General features: G+C 66.9%; 11 protein-coding genes and 1 pseudogene. 7 read left to right on the top strand and 5 right to left on the bottom strand.

The window, feature by feature from the left end:
- Positions 1-59: 59 nt before the first annotated feature.
- The 3 genes from V9K91_RS03450 to V9K91_RS03460 all read right to left on the bottom strand — a co-directional run bounded on the left by V9K91_RS03450 (position 60) and on the right by V9K91_RS03460 (position 3297).
- Positions 60-665 carry a thioredoxin family protein gene (locus V9K91_RS03450; RefSeq protein WP_095363159.1) on the bottom strand — a complete coding sequence of 202 codons (606 nt, stop codon included), beginning with the start codon at positions 663-665 and terminating at the stop codon, positions 60-62.
- 8 nt (positions 666-673) lie between these two features.
- Entirely contained in the window at positions 674-2176 is a 1503-nt protein-coding gene (locus V9K91_RS03455) for an oligopeptide:H+ symporter (protein ID WP_095363160.1), read from the bottom strand.
- Positions 2177-2418: 242 nt separating this feature from the next.
- Positions 2419-3297, bottom strand: a complete 879-nt coding sequence (locus V9K91_RS03460; protein WP_093532748.1) for a tryptophan 2,3-dioxygenase family protein — start codon at positions 3295-3297, stop codon at positions 2419-2421.
- Positions 3298-3633: 336 nt separating this feature from the next.
- Between V9K91_RS03460 and pdhA the strand changes: the two genes are divergently transcribed.
- From pdhA to V9K91_RS03480, 4 genes are read left to right on the top strand one after another with little or no spacing between them, the layout of a single operon-like run.
- Positions 3634-4716, top strand: coding sequence for a pyruvate dehydrogenase (acetyl-transferring) E1 component subunit alpha (pdhA, locus tag V9K91_RS03465; RefSeq protein ID WP_068854311.1), 1083 nt, complete (start codon positions 3634-3636; stop codon positions 4714-4716).
- Positions 4709-5776, top strand: coding sequence for an alpha-ketoacid dehydrogenase subunit beta (locus V9K91_RS03470; RefSeq protein WP_336442690.1), 1068 nt, complete (start codon positions 4709-4711; stop codon positions 5774-5776). The genes pdhA and V9K91_RS03470 overlap by 8 nt, the downstream gene beginning before the upstream one ends.
- A gap of 1 nt (position 5777) precedes the next feature.
- On the top strand, positions 5778-6131 hold the full coding sequence (locus V9K91_RS03475) for an SH3 domain-containing protein (protein WP_068854313.1): 354 nt from the start codon (positions 5778-5780) through the stop codon (positions 6129-6131).
- Positions 6128-7537, top strand: a complete 1410-nt coding sequence (locus V9K91_RS03480; protein WP_249833255.1) for a dihydrolipoamide acetyltransferase family protein — start codon at positions 6128-6130, stop codon at positions 7535-7537. The genes V9K91_RS03475 and V9K91_RS03480 overlap by 4 nt, the downstream gene beginning before the upstream one ends.
- 74 nt (positions 7538-7611) lie before the next feature.
- Here the strand turns inward: V9K91_RS03480 and V9K91_RS03485 are convergent, their stop codons facing one another.
- Positions 7612-8244, bottom strand: a complete 633-nt coding sequence (locus V9K91_RS03485; protein WP_336442691.1) for an NAD-dependent dehydratase — start codon at positions 8242-8244, stop codon at positions 7612-7614.
- 135 nt (positions 8245-8379) lie between these two features.
- Here V9K91_RS03485 and V9K91_RS03490 point away from each other — a divergent pair, with 135 nt between their 5' ends.
- Positions 8380-9933, top strand: coding sequence for a GGDEF domain-containing protein (locus V9K91_RS03490; RefSeq protein WP_249833257.1), 1554 nt, complete (start codon positions 8380-8382; stop codon positions 9931-9933).
- A 75-nt stretch (positions 9934-10008) separates the two neighbouring features.
- On the opposite strand, the gene V9K91_RS03495 is transcribed toward V9K91_RS03490, so the two are convergent.
- Positions 10009-10950, bottom strand: a complete 942-nt coding sequence (locus tag V9K91_RS03495) for a DUF808 domain-containing protein (RefSeq protein ID WP_210131234.1) — start codon at positions 10948-10950, stop codon at positions 10009-10011.
- Positions 10951-11114: 164 nt separating this feature from the next.
- Between V9K91_RS03495 and V9K91_RS03500 the strand changes: the two are divergent.
- Together V9K91_RS03500 and V9K91_RS03505 are read left to right on the top strand one after the other, a co-directional pair.
- Positions 11115-12770, top strand: a pseudogene (locus V9K91_RS03500) (AarF/UbiB family protein); the annotation flags it as partial.
- Positions 12771-13019: 249 nt separating this feature from the next.
- Complete coding sequence (locus tag V9K91_RS03505; RefSeq protein WP_336442692.1) at positions 13020-15122, top strand: phosphoglycerol transferase I; 2103 nt, start codon at positions 13020-13022, stop codon at positions 15120-15122.
- Positions 15123-15457 lie beyond the last annotated feature (335 nt).

Below are 15457 nucleotides of genomic sequence, written 5' to 3' on the forward strand. Positions count from 1 at the left end.
GCGCCAAGCGCAGCGGACTGACAGTCCGCTCTACCGGCGTGGTCTGCGGGGTGCGTTTTTCAGGGCGCCGTCGGCGGCGCCCATTCCTTCATGAAGGCGAAGAAGCGTTCGCGGTTGTATCCCTTCGGCTGGCCCTTGTCGGCCTCCAGCTCGCCGGTGAACTGCGAATGCAGCAGCGTGCCCTGCGCATCCAGCACGAACAGGTGCGGGTAGCCCTTGATCTGCGGGAACTGCGACAGGAACGCGGCGTTCTCGTTGTCTTCGCTGTAGTTGACCTTCATCCAGACGTAGTTGGCATCGCGGAAGCTGCGGATCTCCGCATCACCCCCGATGAACGCGTCCAGCAGGTGGCACCACGAGCACCACTCCCCACCCACGTCCAGCACGATCCGCTTGCCGCCGCGCTGGGCCTCGACCTTGGCCGTGGCCAGGTCGGCGACCGGGTCGCGGGCCGGATCGAACTGCGCGTTGAGCCCGGCGACCGCGGCGACATCCGCCGCGGCCGGGGTGTTGCCCGACGCCACCGGCTGGCTGGGATCGGCCACCGGTGCTTTCTGTTCGGTGGTGTCCACCGGCTGCGCAGGCGCGGCGGTGGGTGCCGATGGCGAACAGGCGGCCAGCAGGCCGGCCACGATCATCGGGGACCACCACGTGTTCATGCGCATGGCAGGCCTCACTTGACGCCGTGCATCAGCTTGTTGATCAGCGGGGCGATCAGGAACAGCACCGCGCCCGAACCAATCAACGCCCAGAAGCCGAAGGTGTAGCCCTTCAGCGCGGAATCGACGGTCATGCCGCCTTCGCCGCTCACCGCGCCGGCAAAGATGCCCGACAGGTTGTTGCCGATGCCGGTGGACAGGAACCAGCCGCCCATGCCGAAGCCGACCAGGCGCACCGGTGCCAGCTTGGTCACCATCGACAGGCCGATCGGCGACAGGCACAGCTCACCGACCGACTGGATGACGTAGACCATGAACAGCGTCCAGAACGGGATCTTGCCATCCACGACCATCGACGACAGTGCCAGCATCAGCAGCGCGAAGGCCGCGCCGTTGAACAGCAGGCCCAGGCCGAACTTGCGCGGAATGGACGGATTGGCACGGCCCAGCTTGATCCAGGTCCAGGCCACGATCGGGGCCAGGGTGATGATCGCCACGGAGTTGACCGACTGGAACCACGCCGTCGGGAAGGTCCAGCCACCCAGGTTGCGGTTGACGATGTTGTCGGCCAGGAAGGTGAAGGAGCTGCCGGCCTGTTCGAAGAACATCCAGAACATGACGTTGAAGGCGAAGATGATCAGCATCGCGATCACACGGTCGCGCTGCACCTTGCCCTCGCGGATGCCTTCCACCAGCAACAGCACCGCCAGCGCCACGAACAGCACCCCAAGGATCCAGGCCAGCGCGGTGGCGCCGGTGGACAGCAGGAAGTAGGCGACCGGAATGGCGACCAGCGAACCGACGAACACCATCACCACGCGGCCCATGCCTTCGGCACCGGCCGGCGGCGCACCGATCCCCTTCAGGCCGGCGCGGCCGACGTAGAACCACACCAGGCTGAGCAGCATGCCGATGCCCGAGGCGATGAACACCATCTTGTAGGACGGCATCGCTTCGGTACCGAAGACCTTCTCGGCCAGGAACTGGGTAAGCACCGGGGCGATCATCGCGCCGACGTTGATGCCCATGTAGAAGATGGTGAAGCCCGAATCGCGGCGCTCATCCTTCAGGCCGTACAGCTTGCCGACCATGGTGGAGATGTTCGGCTTGAACAGGCCGTTGCCGATGATGATCGTGGCCAGGCCGAACTCGAACACTTCCTTGTTGGGCATGGCCACCATGAACAGGCCGGCGGCCATGATCACCGCGCCGGTCAGGATCGAGCGCTGGTACCCCAGCACCCGGTCGGCCACGTAGCCACCGAAGATGGCCGCGGCATACACCAGGGCCAGGTAGGCACCGTAGGTACGGCTGGCTGCAGCCTGGCCGGCCGCGTCGCCGTCGAAGAACTGGGCCACGATGTACAGCACCAGCGCCCAGCGGATCCCGTAGAACGCGAAGCGCTCCCAGAACTCGGTCATGAACAGCATCCACAGCGGGCGCGGGTGGCCCAGCGTGGTCTTGAACTCCGGCAACGCCGGTTCGGGAACGGATTTCGCGGCGGCGTCTACGCTCATGCGGGATTCCTGGGTTCGGTGGAAGACATGCACGTCCGATGTGCGAAACAACGCGGGAGAATCCCAGAACAACGGCGTTCACGTCAAATACACACCGATGTGTGCAGCTGGCCGCATGGTCGCTGAACTTGCATCTGCAACTACCGCCCCACAGCCGCCAGCGCAGCAACGGCGGGGCTTCCCGCACCGTACGGTGGATGCCACGGGAATACATGAATAGGCCCGGGAACAGGCCCGCCGGCTCATGCGTCCGGCGGCATCGGGTCGTCGTTGCGGATCGTGGTGCGCACCTGGAACAGTTCCGGGAAGAAGGTCAGCTCCAGCGCCTGGCGCAGGAACCCCACCCCGCTGGAACCACCGGTGCCGCGCTTGAAGCCGATGACCCGCATCACGGTGCGCATGTGGCGGAAGCGCCAGAGCTGGAAGGCGGTTTCCAGGTCCACCAGGTCCTCGCACAGCGCGTACTCGCGCCAGTAGCGGTCGGTGTTCTGGTAGATCCGCTCGAACACCGGATGCAGCGCATCGTCGGCCACGTGCGGCTGCCGCCAGTCGCGGTCGATGTAACCGGCCGGAATGGCGTGCCCGAAGCGGGCCAGGTAGCGCAGGAATTCCTCGTACAGGCTGGGCGCGTCCAGCACCTGCTGCAGCTGTGCCTGGCCTTCCGGGTCGTGCGAGAACACCTGCAGCATCTGCGCGTTCTTGTTGCCCAGCAGGAACTCGATGTAGCGGTACTGCAGCGACTGGAAGCCGGACGACGGGCCGAGCACGTCGCGGAAGCCCATGTATTCCGACGGGGTCAGCGTTTCCAGCACCGACCACTGTTCGGTCAGCTGGCGCAGCACCAGCTTGCTGCGCGCCAGCACCTTCTGGCACTGCCAGACCTGGTCGCGCTGCAGGAACCCGATCGCCGCACGCAGCTCATGCCCCAGCAGCTTCAGCCACAGCTCCGAGGTCTGGTGCTGGATGATGAAGAGCATCTCGTCGTGGTGCGGCGGATTGGACAGCGGCTGCTGCGCCGAGAGCAGCTGGTCCAGCCGCAGGTAGCCGCCGTAGGTCAGGCGCCCCTCCAGGTCGGTGTGGATACCGGCTTCAAGGTCGCGTTGGTTCTTGTCGACAGACATGGCGGGGGCCGCTGGAGGGGGCCAAAAGGGTAGCGCACCACCTGCGCCTGCGGGGGGTGTCTGCCATGCGCAGGCGTGTGGTGATCGGGCGGGGACCCGATTCTGCGCGGCAGGCCGGTGAGGCCCTGCCGCCGACCGCCCTCCGGCACGGTCCGCTCATGCCCCGTTGATACAACTGAATACGTTGAAGCCATTGGCCTTCCGGGCCCCTGATGGGGTATACCGGGCGGATGTCCCCCGGGACAGTTGCTGCGCCGCAGGACGGCTTTTTCGTACGCCTTCCTTAACATGGCAATTCATATCATTTGTAACTTCCTGTCGAAGGTGCAGTACGCAATGACGGTTGCCGCTGAGTTCAAGATCGAATACCTGCAGTACCTGGACACGGACGGCACGCTCGTCCGCGATGACCTGCCCGAAGCCCTGCGCGACCCGCGCGCGCTGCTGCCGATGTTCAAGCAGATGCTGTTCGTGCGCGTGTTCGACGGCAAGTCGATCGCGTTGCAGCGCACCGGCAAGCTGGGTACCTACGCCGCCTGCCTGGGCCACGAAGCCGCGCATGTCGGCATCGGCGCTTCCATGCAGAAGGACGACGTGTTCGCGCCGTCCTACCGCGAGTACGGCGCGATGTTCATGCGTGGCGTGCGCCCGCGCGACGTCCTGATGTATTGGGGCGGCGACGAGCGCGGCAACGACTACGGCGGCAACGCGGCCAAGGACTTCCCGTTCTGCGTGCCGATTTCCACCCAGTGCCTGCACGCCGCCGGTGCGGCGTTGAAGTTCAAGCTCAACCAGGAAAAGCAGATCGCCGTGGCGGTCTGCGGTGACGGTGGCAGCTCCAAGACCGACTTCTATGCCGCACTGAACTCGGCCGGTGCCTACAAGCTCCCGCTGATCCTGTGCATCGTCAACAACGGCTGGGCCATCTCGGTTCCGCGTTCGGCCCAGACCGGTGCCGAAACGCTGGCGCAGAAGGGCCTGGCCGGTGGCCTGCACTGCCTGCAGGTGGACGGCAACGACCTGATCGCGGTGATGGCCGCCATGCTGCAGGCGCGCGAGCGCGCGCTGGCCGGCGACGGCGGCACGGTGCTGGAACTGATGACCTACCGCCTGTCCGACCACACCACCGCCGATGACGCGCGCCGCTACCGCGACGATGCCGAGGTCAAGGATGCCTGGCAGCGCGAGCCGATGCTGCGCCTGCGCAAGTACCTGATCGGTGCCGGCGTGTGGAGCGAGGAAGAGGAACAGGCCTGGACCGTGGAGTGCGGCAAGCGCGTGGATGAAGAGGTGAACCTGTACCTCAACACCCCGGTGCAGCCGGTCGAGGCGATGTTCGACTTCCTGTATGCCGATCCGCCGCAGGACCTGCTGGCCCAGCGCGCACAGGCGATTGCTTTGGAGCAGCGCCATGGATGAGATCAAGAACGGCGCGCCCGGCGCGCAGACCAACGCCGCCGACAGCGCTGCCACCGCGCGCGGAGAAGAGAGCATGACCACCACGCCCATCACCCTCATCGAAGCCATCACCCAGGCGCTGGCGTGGGAGCTGGAACACGACAAATCGGTGCTGGTGCTGGGTGAGGACGTCGGCGTCAACGGCGGCGTGTTCCGCGCCACCGCCGGCCTGCAGCAGCGCTTCGGCGCCGACCGCATCCTGGACACCCCGCTGGATGAAACCACCATCGCCGGCCTGACCATCGGCCTGGCTGCGCAGGGCATGAAGCCGGTGGCCGAAGCCCAATTCGATGGCTTCATGTACCCGATGGTGGACCACATCATCTGCCACGCCGCACGCCTGCGTTACCGCACCCGTGGCCGCCTGCACTGCCCGATGGTGCTGCGCGTGCCGTGGGGCGGCGGCATCCGCGCGCCGGAACACCACAGCGAAGCCAACGAGGCGATCTTCACCAACGTGCCGGGCCTGCGCGTGGTGCTGCCGTCCTCGCCGCAGCGCGCCTATGGCCTGCTGCTGGCCGCGATCCGCGAACCGGATCCGGTGATCTACATGGAACCCAAGCGCATCTACCGCCAGTACAAGGAAGTGGTGGTCAACGATGGCGAAGCGCTGCCGCTGGACGTCTGCTTCGTGCTGCGCGACGGCACCGACGTGACCCTGGTGACCTGGGGCGCGCAGGTGAAGGAAGCGCTGGAAGCGGCTGACAAGCTGGCCGGCGAAGGCATCAGTGCCGAAGTGATCGACGTGGCCACGCTGCGCCCGCTCGACTTCGCCACCATCGCCGAATCGGTGGCCAAGACCGGCCGCTGCGTGATCGTGCAGGAGGCCCCCAAGACCGCGGGCTTCGGCGCGGAGATCGCCGCGCGCCTGGCCGAGGAATCGCTGTACGACCTGCTGGCACCGGTCGAACGTGTCACCGGCTACGACACCCACATTCCGCTGTTCCGCCTGGAAATGAAGTACCTGCCCAGCGTGGACCGGATCGTGAGCGCGGCCAAACGCGCGGTGGCGGCGGGCTGACATGCGGGCCAGACTTCTGGGCCCGTACCGCAGCCAGTACCCCAATCCGCTCCGGTTCCGCACCGGCCAGATCGTCGAACTGGGTGTTCGTGACGAGGAATGGCCGGCGTTTGCCTGGGTACGCACCGATGACGGGCGTGCCGGCTGGGCACCGGTGGCGTGGTTGCAGCTGCTGGACGATGGTCGCGCAGAGGCGCTGCGCGACTATGACGCCCGCGAACTGGACGTGGACAGCGGTGAAATGGTCAAGCTGCATCATGAACACGGCGGCTGGTGGTGGTCCGAACGCGCGAACGGCGCGACGGGCTGGCTGCCGGCCCGCGATCTCGAACTGCTGGAAGAGAACTGCACATGAGTGAGAACAAGAATTTCCACCTGCCCGACCTCGGCGAAGGCCTGCCCGACGCCACCATCGTCGAGTGGTTCGTCAAGGAAGGCGACGTGATCACGCTCGACGAGCCGCTGGTCTCCATGGAGACCGCCAAGGCCGTGGTTGAAGTGCCCTCGCCGTTCTCCGGCAAGGTGCTGAAGCTGGCCGGCGGCGCCGGCGACATCATTCCCACCGGCAGCGTGCTGGCCCAGTTCGAACTGGACCCGAACCTGCCGCAGCGCGCCGATGGCCAGGACACCGGCCACAGCCATGGTCACGCTGCCCCGGCGGCCACGCCGAGCACCGGCCAGCCCGCCCCGGCCCAGCCCGACAAGGTGGTGGCGTCCGATGACGGTGGCGAGATCGCCAAGCCGGGCGCCGAGCGCGATGACGCCGGCACCGTGGTCGGCGCGATGCAGAGCTCCAATGCCGTGCACGCCGAACAGGCGGTGGCGGTCGGCGGGGTCAAGGCCGTGCCGGCCGTGCGTGCCACCGCGCGCAAGCTGGGCGTGGACCTGGGCCGCGTGCGCGCCACCGGTGCCGATGGCGCGGTGACCATGGCCGACGTCAAGCAGGCCGCCGCCGATGGCAGCGCCAAGGTGGGCGCCGCGCCGGCAGCACCGGCCGGTGCACCTGCCGCAGCCGCTGCCCCGGTGGCCGCTGCCGCACCGGTCTCCCGCGCTGCCGATGCCCGCGCCCCGTTGTCGGCTGCGGGCAAGCCGATGCGCACCCAGCCGCCGGGCGTGGTGGCCAAGGGCCAGCCGGAACCGCTGAAGGGCGTGCGCCGCAACATGGCGCGGGTGATGGCCGACGCGCACAGCAAGGTCGTGCCGACCACGCTGAACGACGATGCCGACATCCACGCCTGGGTGCCGGGCAACGACGTCACCGCCCGCCTGGTGCGCGCCATCGTGGTGGGGTGCCAGAAGGTGCCGGCGCTCAATGCCTGGTTCGATGGCGATGCGCTGACCCGCACCCTGCATGCGCACGTGGACGTGGGCATCGCGGTGGACACCGACGATGGCCTGTTCGTGCCCGCCCTGCGCAATGCCGACGTGCTGGACGCGCGTGGCATCCGCGAAGGCGTGAACCGCCTGCGCGAGCAGGTGGAAGCACGTTCGATCGCGGCCTCCGAGCTGAGCGGTTACACCATCTCGCTGTCCAACTTCGGCATGTTCGCCGGCCGCTACGCGACCCCGGTCGTGGTGCCGCCGTGCGTGGCCATCGTCGGTGCCGGGCGCGCCCGCCACCAGATGACCCCGGTGATGGGAGGCGTGGAAGCGCACAAGGTGATCCCGCTGTCGGTCACGTTCGACCACCGCGCTGCCACCGGCGGTGAAGCGGCGCGCTTCCTGCGCGCGATGCTGGACGACCTGGCGCTGGCGAACTGATCCATCCGCCCGGATGTGTCTGATGCGATGACGGCCACCCCAGGGTGGCCGTCATCGTTTTCGCGCATGGCGGATCACGCCAGTTGGGCGGATCCGATCACATGGACGCCAGGCTGTGGTTGCAGTGCCGCTTCGACCATCGCAGCGGCGATGCGCGTGGCGGGATTAATCCGCCATGCGCGAGGCAGCACCGGCCCCAGCGCGCCCAGTACCAAGCTGGCCAGGTGCTCGCCGGTGCGGCGCTCGCTGCGCTCGCCGCCGATCAGCCCCGGTCGCACCAGGGTCAGCGACGGGTAGCCGAGACCGCGCAGGTCCTGCTCCAGCCTTCCCTTCACCTGGTTGTAGAAGATCCGCGAGCCCGGGTCCGCCCCCATCGCCGAATTCAACACGAAGGCATGCGCGCCACGTGCCCGCGCCTGCGTCGCCACCTGGAGCGGGTAGTCATGGTCGATCCGGGCAAACACCTCGCGGCTGCCGGCCTGCCGGATCGTGCTGCCCAAGGCGCAGATCACCGCGTCCACCGCCCACCAGTCCGCATCCAGCGGCAGCTGCTCGAAGTCCACCACCGGGTTGAGCAGCGCGGGGCTGGATATCCCCAGCGCACGCCGTGTCGGCGCCACCACCGCGTCGCAGCGCCCGTCGTCCAGGAGGTGTTGCAGCACCTGCCCGCCGACCAGCCCGGTCGCGCCCACCAGCATCACCTTCATCGCATACTCCTGCCGTCCGATTCCCTACCATCGTGGCACAGCGCCGGGTTCAAGCCCGCGACACCGCCGCCGATACTGTTCCAACGTCTCCCCCCGTCCGGCGCCCGCAGCCGGTGACCCACCAGGACCCGCCGCATGAAGGACCCGCAGGACGCTCTTCCCAGCCCCAGCCCCGGCACCGCCGTGGGTCGGCTGCTGTTGCGCCGGCAGGCGAAGGACAGCGCGGCCGGCGCGGCAGCGGACGCCCCCGCGCTCAAGGGCGGCAGCAGCGCGATGCTGCAGCGCCTGTTCGCCGGGGCCGACCAGCCCGAACCGCTGCTGGCCGCGTTCGCCCACGGCATGTCCACCCTGCCCGGCGAGCTGGGCGACATGGGGCTGCGCCTGCAGTCGGCGCAGCGCAGTGCCGACTGGGTCAGCTATGGCCGCGCCATGCGCCAGCTGATCGACAAGTACATCCGCACCATCGAACAGGACAGCCCCGACGGCCAGCCCGACAGCCTGCGCCTGCGCGAGCTGCTGCGCCTGACCCTGGGCGTGACCGTGGCCAGCCTGCTGCAGAACATGCCCGAACTGAAGGACGAGCCGGTGCAGCTGGCCGCCGACCTGCGCCAATGGCATCCCGGCCAGCCACTGCAGCCGCTGGAACTGCGGCTGCGCGAACTGACCCACCAGATCGGGGTGCGCAGTGATGGCTGGCAGGAACAGCAGGAACTGCTGCTGAGCCTGTTCGACCTGCTGCTGGACAACATCGGCGAGCTGCTCGACGACAGCAGCTGGCTGCACGGCCAGGTGCATGCGGTGCGCGCGCTGATCAGCGGGCCACTGGACCGCGACTCGGTCGAACAGGCGCGCGCCAACCTGCGCGAGGTGATCTACAAGCAGGGCCTGCTCAAGCAGGGCATCGTCGAATCCAAGGCGGCCATGAAGAGCCTGATGGGCGGCTTCATCGAACGCCTGGACGGCATGGCGGTCAGCACCGGCGAGTACCACGACCGGATCAGCAGCTATGCGCTCGCGCTGAAGGAGGCGCGCAGCATCGCCGATCTCAACCAGCTGCTGCAGGACGTGCTGGAGGACACCGGGCGGGTGCAGGAGCAGGCCTTGCAGGCGCGCGACCATCTGGGCAACGCGCGCCGCGAGGTCGAGCAGGCCGAGGCACGCATTGCGGAACTCGAACAGGAACTGCGCGATGTGTCCGGGCTGGTGCGCACCGATCCGCTGACCGGCGCGCTTAACCGGCGCGGCTTTGACGAGCTGCTGGAACGCGAGCTGGCCCGCGCGGAGCGGCACTCACATCCGCTGGCGCTGGCACTGCTGGACCTGGACGATTTCCACCAGACCAACAGCAGCTACGGGCATCCCGGTGGCGACGCGATCCTGCGCCACCTGGTCACGGTCTGCCAGCTGCTGCTGCGCAGTACCGACACCATTGCGCGTATCGGTGGTGACGAGTTCGTGCTGCTGATGCCGGAAACCCCGGGCGCCGACAGCATGTCCACCGTGCTGCGCCTGCAGCGCTCGCTGGCGCAGCGGCCGGTGGAGCTGGACGGGCACCGGGTGCTGGTGCATTTCAGCGCGGGCCTGAGCCAGTGGCAGCCCGGCGAAACCGGCGAGGCCCTGTTGAAGCGCGCGGATGCGGCGCTGTATGCGGCCAAACGCGTAGGCAAGAACCGCGTCCAGGCTGGGTGAATACCACCACGCAACTGGATGGTGACCGGTGACCGTGGACCGATGGTACCGTTGGGTTGTCATTGTGTTGCGTGGTCAATGCGCCGGCGTCTTCCCACGCATCTTCTGGAACGCGGTCACCGCCGCCAGCACGATCGCACCGGCCACCACACCCACCACCAGGTTCGCGCCCGCTTCCACCAGCCAGCCCCACGGCGCGACCTTGCCGGCGATGCCCAGCACGAAGTGATGCACCGCCGGCACGTTATGCACCAGGATGCCGCCGCCGACCAGGAACATGGCCAGGGTGCCGGCCACCGACAGGAACTTCATCAGCCAGGGCGCCGACGCCACCAGGCCACGGCCGAATGCCGCCATCGCCCCACCCTTCTTCGACAGGTACAGGCCCACGTCATCCAGCTTCACGATGCCGGCCACCAGCCCGTAGACGAACACCGTCATGCCCAGCGCGATCACCACCAGCGCGGTGACCTGGTTGAGGAACGGCGCCGCCGATACCACGCCCAGCGACAATACGATGATTTCGGCCGACAGGATGAAGTCGGTGCGGATCGCCCCCTTCACCTTGTCCTTCTCCCACGCCACCATGTCGACCTTCTCGTCGGCCAGCGCCTTGAGCCGCGCCGCCTTCTGCTGCTCGTCTTCCTCCTGCGAATGCAGGAAGCGGTGCGCCAGCTTTTCCACGCCTTCGTAGCAGAGGAACGCGCCGCCGATCATCATCAGCGGCACCACGATCGGGATCGGATAGCCCTTGCCCTTGAGCCAGGCTTCCAGTGCGCTGATCGCCAGCGCCGCCGGCACCAGGATCGCCTTGTTCACCAGCGAGCCCTTCGCCACCGCCCACACCACCGGCAGTTCCCGGTTGGCATTGACCCCGGTCACCTGCTGCGCGTTCAGCGCCAGGTCGTCGCCCAGCACGCCGGCGGTCTTCTTGGCCGCCACCTTGGTCAATATCGAAACGTCGTCCAGCAGGGCGGCAATATCGTCGAGCAACGCAAACAGGCTGGCACCGGCCATGGCAATCCAGAAATCAGAGGGTGGCGCCGATTCTGACCGATCCGGGCACGTTCGTGGAAGATCGGCCGGATTCACCGCCCCACCACCGCCCTGCGGCGACACTGCCGATCTGTCCTGCCCCGGAGCCCTGCTTGAATACCACGCCCGTTGTTCCCGGCTCGCCGTCGCTGGTCAAAGGCATGAACCGCCGCAGCCAGATCCTGCGCCTGCTGCTGCGCTACCGCCATTCCGGGGTGTTTTCCGGGATGAACCTGGATTCGCGCGCGGTCCACGACCTGCCGCCGGAGGGCAACCCCGAGCAGTTCGTCACCGACCTGGAATCGCTCGGCCCGACCTTCGTCAAGCTCGGCCAGATGCTCTCCACCCGCCCGGACATGGTGCCGGTGGAATTCGCCACCGCGCTGGAGCGGATGCAGGAGAAGGTCGCGCCGATCCCGGTCGAGCGCATCTACACCATCATCGAACAGGAGCTGGGCGCGCCGGTGTCCAAGCTGTTTTCCAGCTTCGATCCGGTGCCGCTGGGCTGCGCGTCCATCGCGCAGGTGCACCGCGCGCAGCTGCATGACGGCCGCGAAGTGGCGGTAAAGGTACAGAAGCCGGAAGTGGCAGCACAGCTGCGCTCGGACCTGGAGGTACTGCGCAGCTTCGCATTGGCCGCCGACCACCTCACCCAGGTGGGACGCCGGGTACGCCTGCGCGACTGGCTGAACGAGTTCGCCAAGACGCTCATGCAGGAACTGGACTACCAGGCCGAAGCCGAGAACCTGCAGCGCTTCGGCCAGCACCTGCGTCCGTTCAAGCCGCTGTGGGTGCCGCAGCCGATCTGGGACTACTGCAGCCACCGCGTGCTGACCATGGAGCTGGCGCAGGGCGTGCGCGTGGACATGATTCCCGACGTGCGCCGCACCGAAGAGCCGATGGAACCGCTGGCGGCGGCGCTGATCCGTGGCTATATCGACCAGATCTTCGTGCATGGTGAGATCCATGCCGATCCACATCCGGGCAACCTGCGGGTCACACCCGAAGGCCGGTTGGCAATCTTCGACCTGGGCATGGTGGCGCACATGCCGCCGCGCCTGCGCGAGCGGCTGTTGAAACTGCTGTTCGCCGCCGTGGACGGGCGCGGCGAAGAAGTGGCCGACGAGATCATCGGCATCAGCACGCGACTGGAAGCCTTCGACGAAGAGCGCTACCTGCGCGAAACCGGCCAGGTCATCGCGCGCTATGCCGCCAGCGGCACGTTCTCGGAAGGGCGCGTGGTGCTGGACCTGGTACGCATCGCCACCGCCAGCGGGCTGCGCACGCCGCCGGAGCTGAGCCTGCTTGGCAAGGCGCTGCTGAATCTGGAGACGGTGTGCCGGCTGCTGTCGCCGGACCTGGATACGCGCCGCATCGTCGAGCGCCAACTGCAGCACGTCATGCGTGCGCGCCTGAAGAAGTCGCTGTCGGCCGCCAACCTGGCCAGTGAAGCAATGGAAGTGCAGCAGCTGCTTCGCGAGGGCCCGCGCAAGATGTCGGACATCCTCGCGCTGCTGGCCGAGAACCGCCTGCAGATGAAAGTGACCGGGCTGGAAGAATCCCGGCTGATGGAAAACCTGCAGAAGATCGCCAACCGCGTGTCGGCGGGCATTGTCACTGCAGCCTTGATTCTTGCTGCAGCAATGATGATGAAGGTAGACACCGGGTGGCACCTGTTCGGGTATCCGGCCATCGCATTCACGTTGATGCTGATCGGTGTATTCCTTGGGCTGGGCATCATCCTCAGTGCATTGCTGTTTGATCGGCGCGCACGTTCAAGGGAAGAACGCGGGCATCGGTAGACGCCAGCGCGCCCATGCCAGGTGATGAAGACAGCACGCGAAAGCGTGCTGTCTTCACGTGCGTTTTACCCTTTGCACTGCAATGCGGTGTAAGCGCGAACAGCGCGTTTCCAACAAACATTTCAGTCAGGTTCGTGCAGGCATGATCCAGTCATCGGCCTGTCATGCGGTTGTGGTTGGACAGCCGGTCGGATGGGAATACGCCGTCATGGCGTCCATCACCACCTGTCTCCGCTGCCGATGATGCCCATGCTCTGGATCCTGCTGCTGTCGCTGTTGCTGCTCACCTGGTTGCTGCTCGCTTCAGGTCGCTGGGCATGGTGGAAGGCAAGCCTGATGTCGCTGCTGCTGTTGACGCTCAGTACATGGTGGTTGATCAACAAACTCTCCGGCGATGGCCTGAATGCGGCCACCCTGTACCACCTCGGCGCGGACATGGAAGGCGCCGGCGTCTCCGACTTCAAGGGTTACATCGCCGGCTTCATCGCGCTGGCGCTGCTGTCACTGCTGCCCCTTCTCACTCCACGCATCAAGCGTTGGCACCACACCGCGCACGGTCGGGGCGTGTTCGCCGGTTTCCTCGCGGTGTGGGTGCTGGCGATCGGCGTGAGCCCGCTGTACCGCGACGGCCAGCGCCTGTACCAGCAGATGCGCCCGGTCGACTACAGCATGGTGGCCCCCGAATACCGCGTGCCGCAGCAGCCGCTGCGCAAGCCACGCAACATCGTGTGGATCTACGGCGAAAGCCTGGAACGCACCTATCTGGATGAAGCCACCTTCCCCGGCCTGATGCCCAACCTCAACCGCCTTGCCGGGCAGGCGCTGGATGTGCGCGGGCTGGTGTCGGCCGAAGGCGGTGGCTGGACCATCGCCGGGCTGGTGTCGTCGATGTGCGGCGTACCGCTGACCACCGCGCAGGGCGATGAGAACAGCATGGACCGCATGGGCAGCTTCCTGCCCGAGGCGGTGTGCCTGGGTGATTACCTCAAGCAGCAGGGCTACACCAACCACTACATGGGCGGTGCCAATGGCCTGTTCGCCGGCAAGGGCCAGTTCCTGGCCACGCACGGCTTCGACGCGGTGGATGACCTGGCCTGGTTCAAGCAGCAGAAGATCGCCCGGTCGCATTTCTCCACCTGGGGCGTGCATGACGATGTGCTGCTGGACAAGGCGTATGACCGCTTCATGCAGCTGTCCAAGGCTGGCCAGCCGTTCATGCTGACCACGCTGACGATGGATACCCACCACCCTGCCGGGCATCTGCCGGTGGCGTGCAAGCGAACCCGCTACAGGAGCGACTACGGCGATATAGGCCTGCTCAATGCGCTCAAGTGCACCGATGGGCTGATTTCCAAGCTGGTCGACCGCATCCAGGCCAGCCCGTATGGCGACGACACCTTGATCGTGATCGCGTCCGACCACCTGGCCATGCCCAATGACCTGAGCCACATCCTGGCCAAGCAGAAACGCGAAAACATGCTGCTGTTCCTGGGCAAGGATATCGCCCCGCGCCAGCTGGACGCGCAACACGGGTCGACGCTGGATTCGGGCGCCACGCTGCTCAGCCTGATCGAGCCGGAGATCGGCGAAATCGGGTTTGGCCGCTCGCTGCTGCAGCCCGAGCGCCCCGCCAGCGCCAGCGCGGCGGTGTTCCGCGATGACGGCAGGGACTTCCCGCGCTACCTGGCCTTCTCGCGCTCGCTGTGGCTGGGTGACAAGACCCGCCAGCTGCGTATCGACGAAGAGAACCAGGTGGTGATCGGCCTGCAGCATGTGCAGCCGCCGGTGCTGCTCGAATACGACAAGCAATGGGACCTGAAATCGGTCTACCTGGAAAACACCTCCAAGCAGTTCGACCTGGCCGATCCGGACAATACGCTGGCCTATGTGGACCGCTGCACCGCCTTCGAAGACGGTTCGGCCGATGGCGATTGGTGCGCGATGCTGGTCAACCGCGACAAGGGCATCAAGCTCTACCGCGACGACCAGCTGCGCGAGGGCTTCGCCGTCGATGCGCCGCTGGACCCGTTCAACGGCCCGCGCCCGAGCATCCGCCAGGCACACATGATCACGCAGAAGGGCCGTCGCACCCGTGCCGGCCAGTACATGCTGCAGTTCGTCGCCAAACAGTCGCCTGATCGCGGCTTCTGGATCGAAGCGGTGTCGTCCAAGCGCAAGGTGGTGGTGGCCCAGCAGTGGGTGCAGCCCGATGCGGAAGGGCGTATCAGTGTTCCGTTCGGCCTGGACCATGAAGTGGATGATCTGGAGATCCGCGCGTGGTTGAACCACGCGGAGAAGCTGGCCGTGGACAACTTCGCGCTGATCCCGTCACGTCGCGGCAACCGCGGCTGATCGCGGCAGCGCGGACCTCGCGGCTGCCTGATTCTGCGATGCCACGCACACCCCGGGTCCAGTCAGGTCGGCACAATCGTGCGCCGGCCGATGTCGATCCGGGGAGGCCCTCATTCTGCTGCCATTGCAGGCCGCAGGTCGCCTGGCGACCGCGTCCTTCGCTGCCGCCGGCGCACCGTACGCAACGCAGCACCGCTGCGTTCCCGTCCAGCTGTACAACACGACATCGCACCCTGCGACGGATCGCTGCCGACCGGATGCCCCGCTGCCGCACACGTTGACGCGGCTCCTGCGCCGATGCCCACTGCTGCCGTCGGAGCTCGCCCTGCTGGAAG

It is taken from the genome of Stenotrophomonas sp. CCNWLW57 (assembly GCF_037203925.1).
In the GTDB taxonomy this organism is placed as follows: Bacteria; Pseudomonadota; Gammaproteobacteria; order Xanthomonadales; family Xanthomonadaceae; genus Stenotrophomonas; species Stenotrophomonas rhizophila_A.

Bases quoted from the DNA above. Each gene is read 5' to 3' on its own strand.
- V9K91_RS03450 (WP_095363159.1), bottom strand. From the start codon at position 665: ATGCGCATGAACACGTGGTGGTCCCCGATGATCGTGGCCGGCCTGCTG.
- V9K91_RS03455 (WP_095363160.1), bottom strand. From the start codon at position 2,176: ATGAGCGTAGACGCCGCCGCGAAATCCGTTCCCGAACCGGCGTTGCCG.
- V9K91_RS03460 (WP_093532748.1), bottom strand. From the start codon at position 3,297: ATGTCTGTCGACAAGAACCAACGCGACCTTGAAGCCGGTATCCACACC.
- pdhA (WP_068854311.1), top strand. From the start codon at position 3,634: ATGACGGTTGCCGCTGAGTTCAAGATCGAATACCTGCAGTACCTGGAC.
- V9K91_RS03470 (WP_336442690.1), top strand. From the start codon at position 4,709: ATGGATGAGATCAAGAACGGCGCGCCCGGCGCGCAGACCAACGCCGCC.
- V9K91_RS03475 (WP_068854313.1), top strand. From the start codon at position 5,778: ATGCGGGCCAGACTTCTGGGCCCGTACCGCAGCCAGTACCCCAATCCG.
- V9K91_RS03480 (WP_249833255.1), top strand. From the start codon at position 6,128: ATGAGTGAGAACAAGAATTTCCACCTGCCCGACCTCGGCGAAGGCCTG.
- V9K91_RS03485 (WP_336442691.1), bottom strand. From the start codon at position 8,244: ATGAAGGTGATGCTGGTGGGCGCGACCGGGCTGGTCGGCGGGCAGGTG.
- V9K91_RS03490 (WP_249833257.1), top strand. From the start codon at position 8,380: ATGAAGGACCCGCAGGACGCTCTTCCCAGCCCCAGCCCCGGCACCGCC.
- V9K91_RS03495 (WP_210131234.1), bottom strand. From the start codon at position 10,950: ATGGCCGGTGCCAGCCTGTTTGCGTTGCTCGACGATATTGCCGCCCTG.
- V9K91_RS03505 (WP_336442692.1), top strand. From the start codon at position 13,020: ATGCTCTGGATCCTGCTGCTGTCGCTGTTGCTGCTCACCTGGTTGCTG.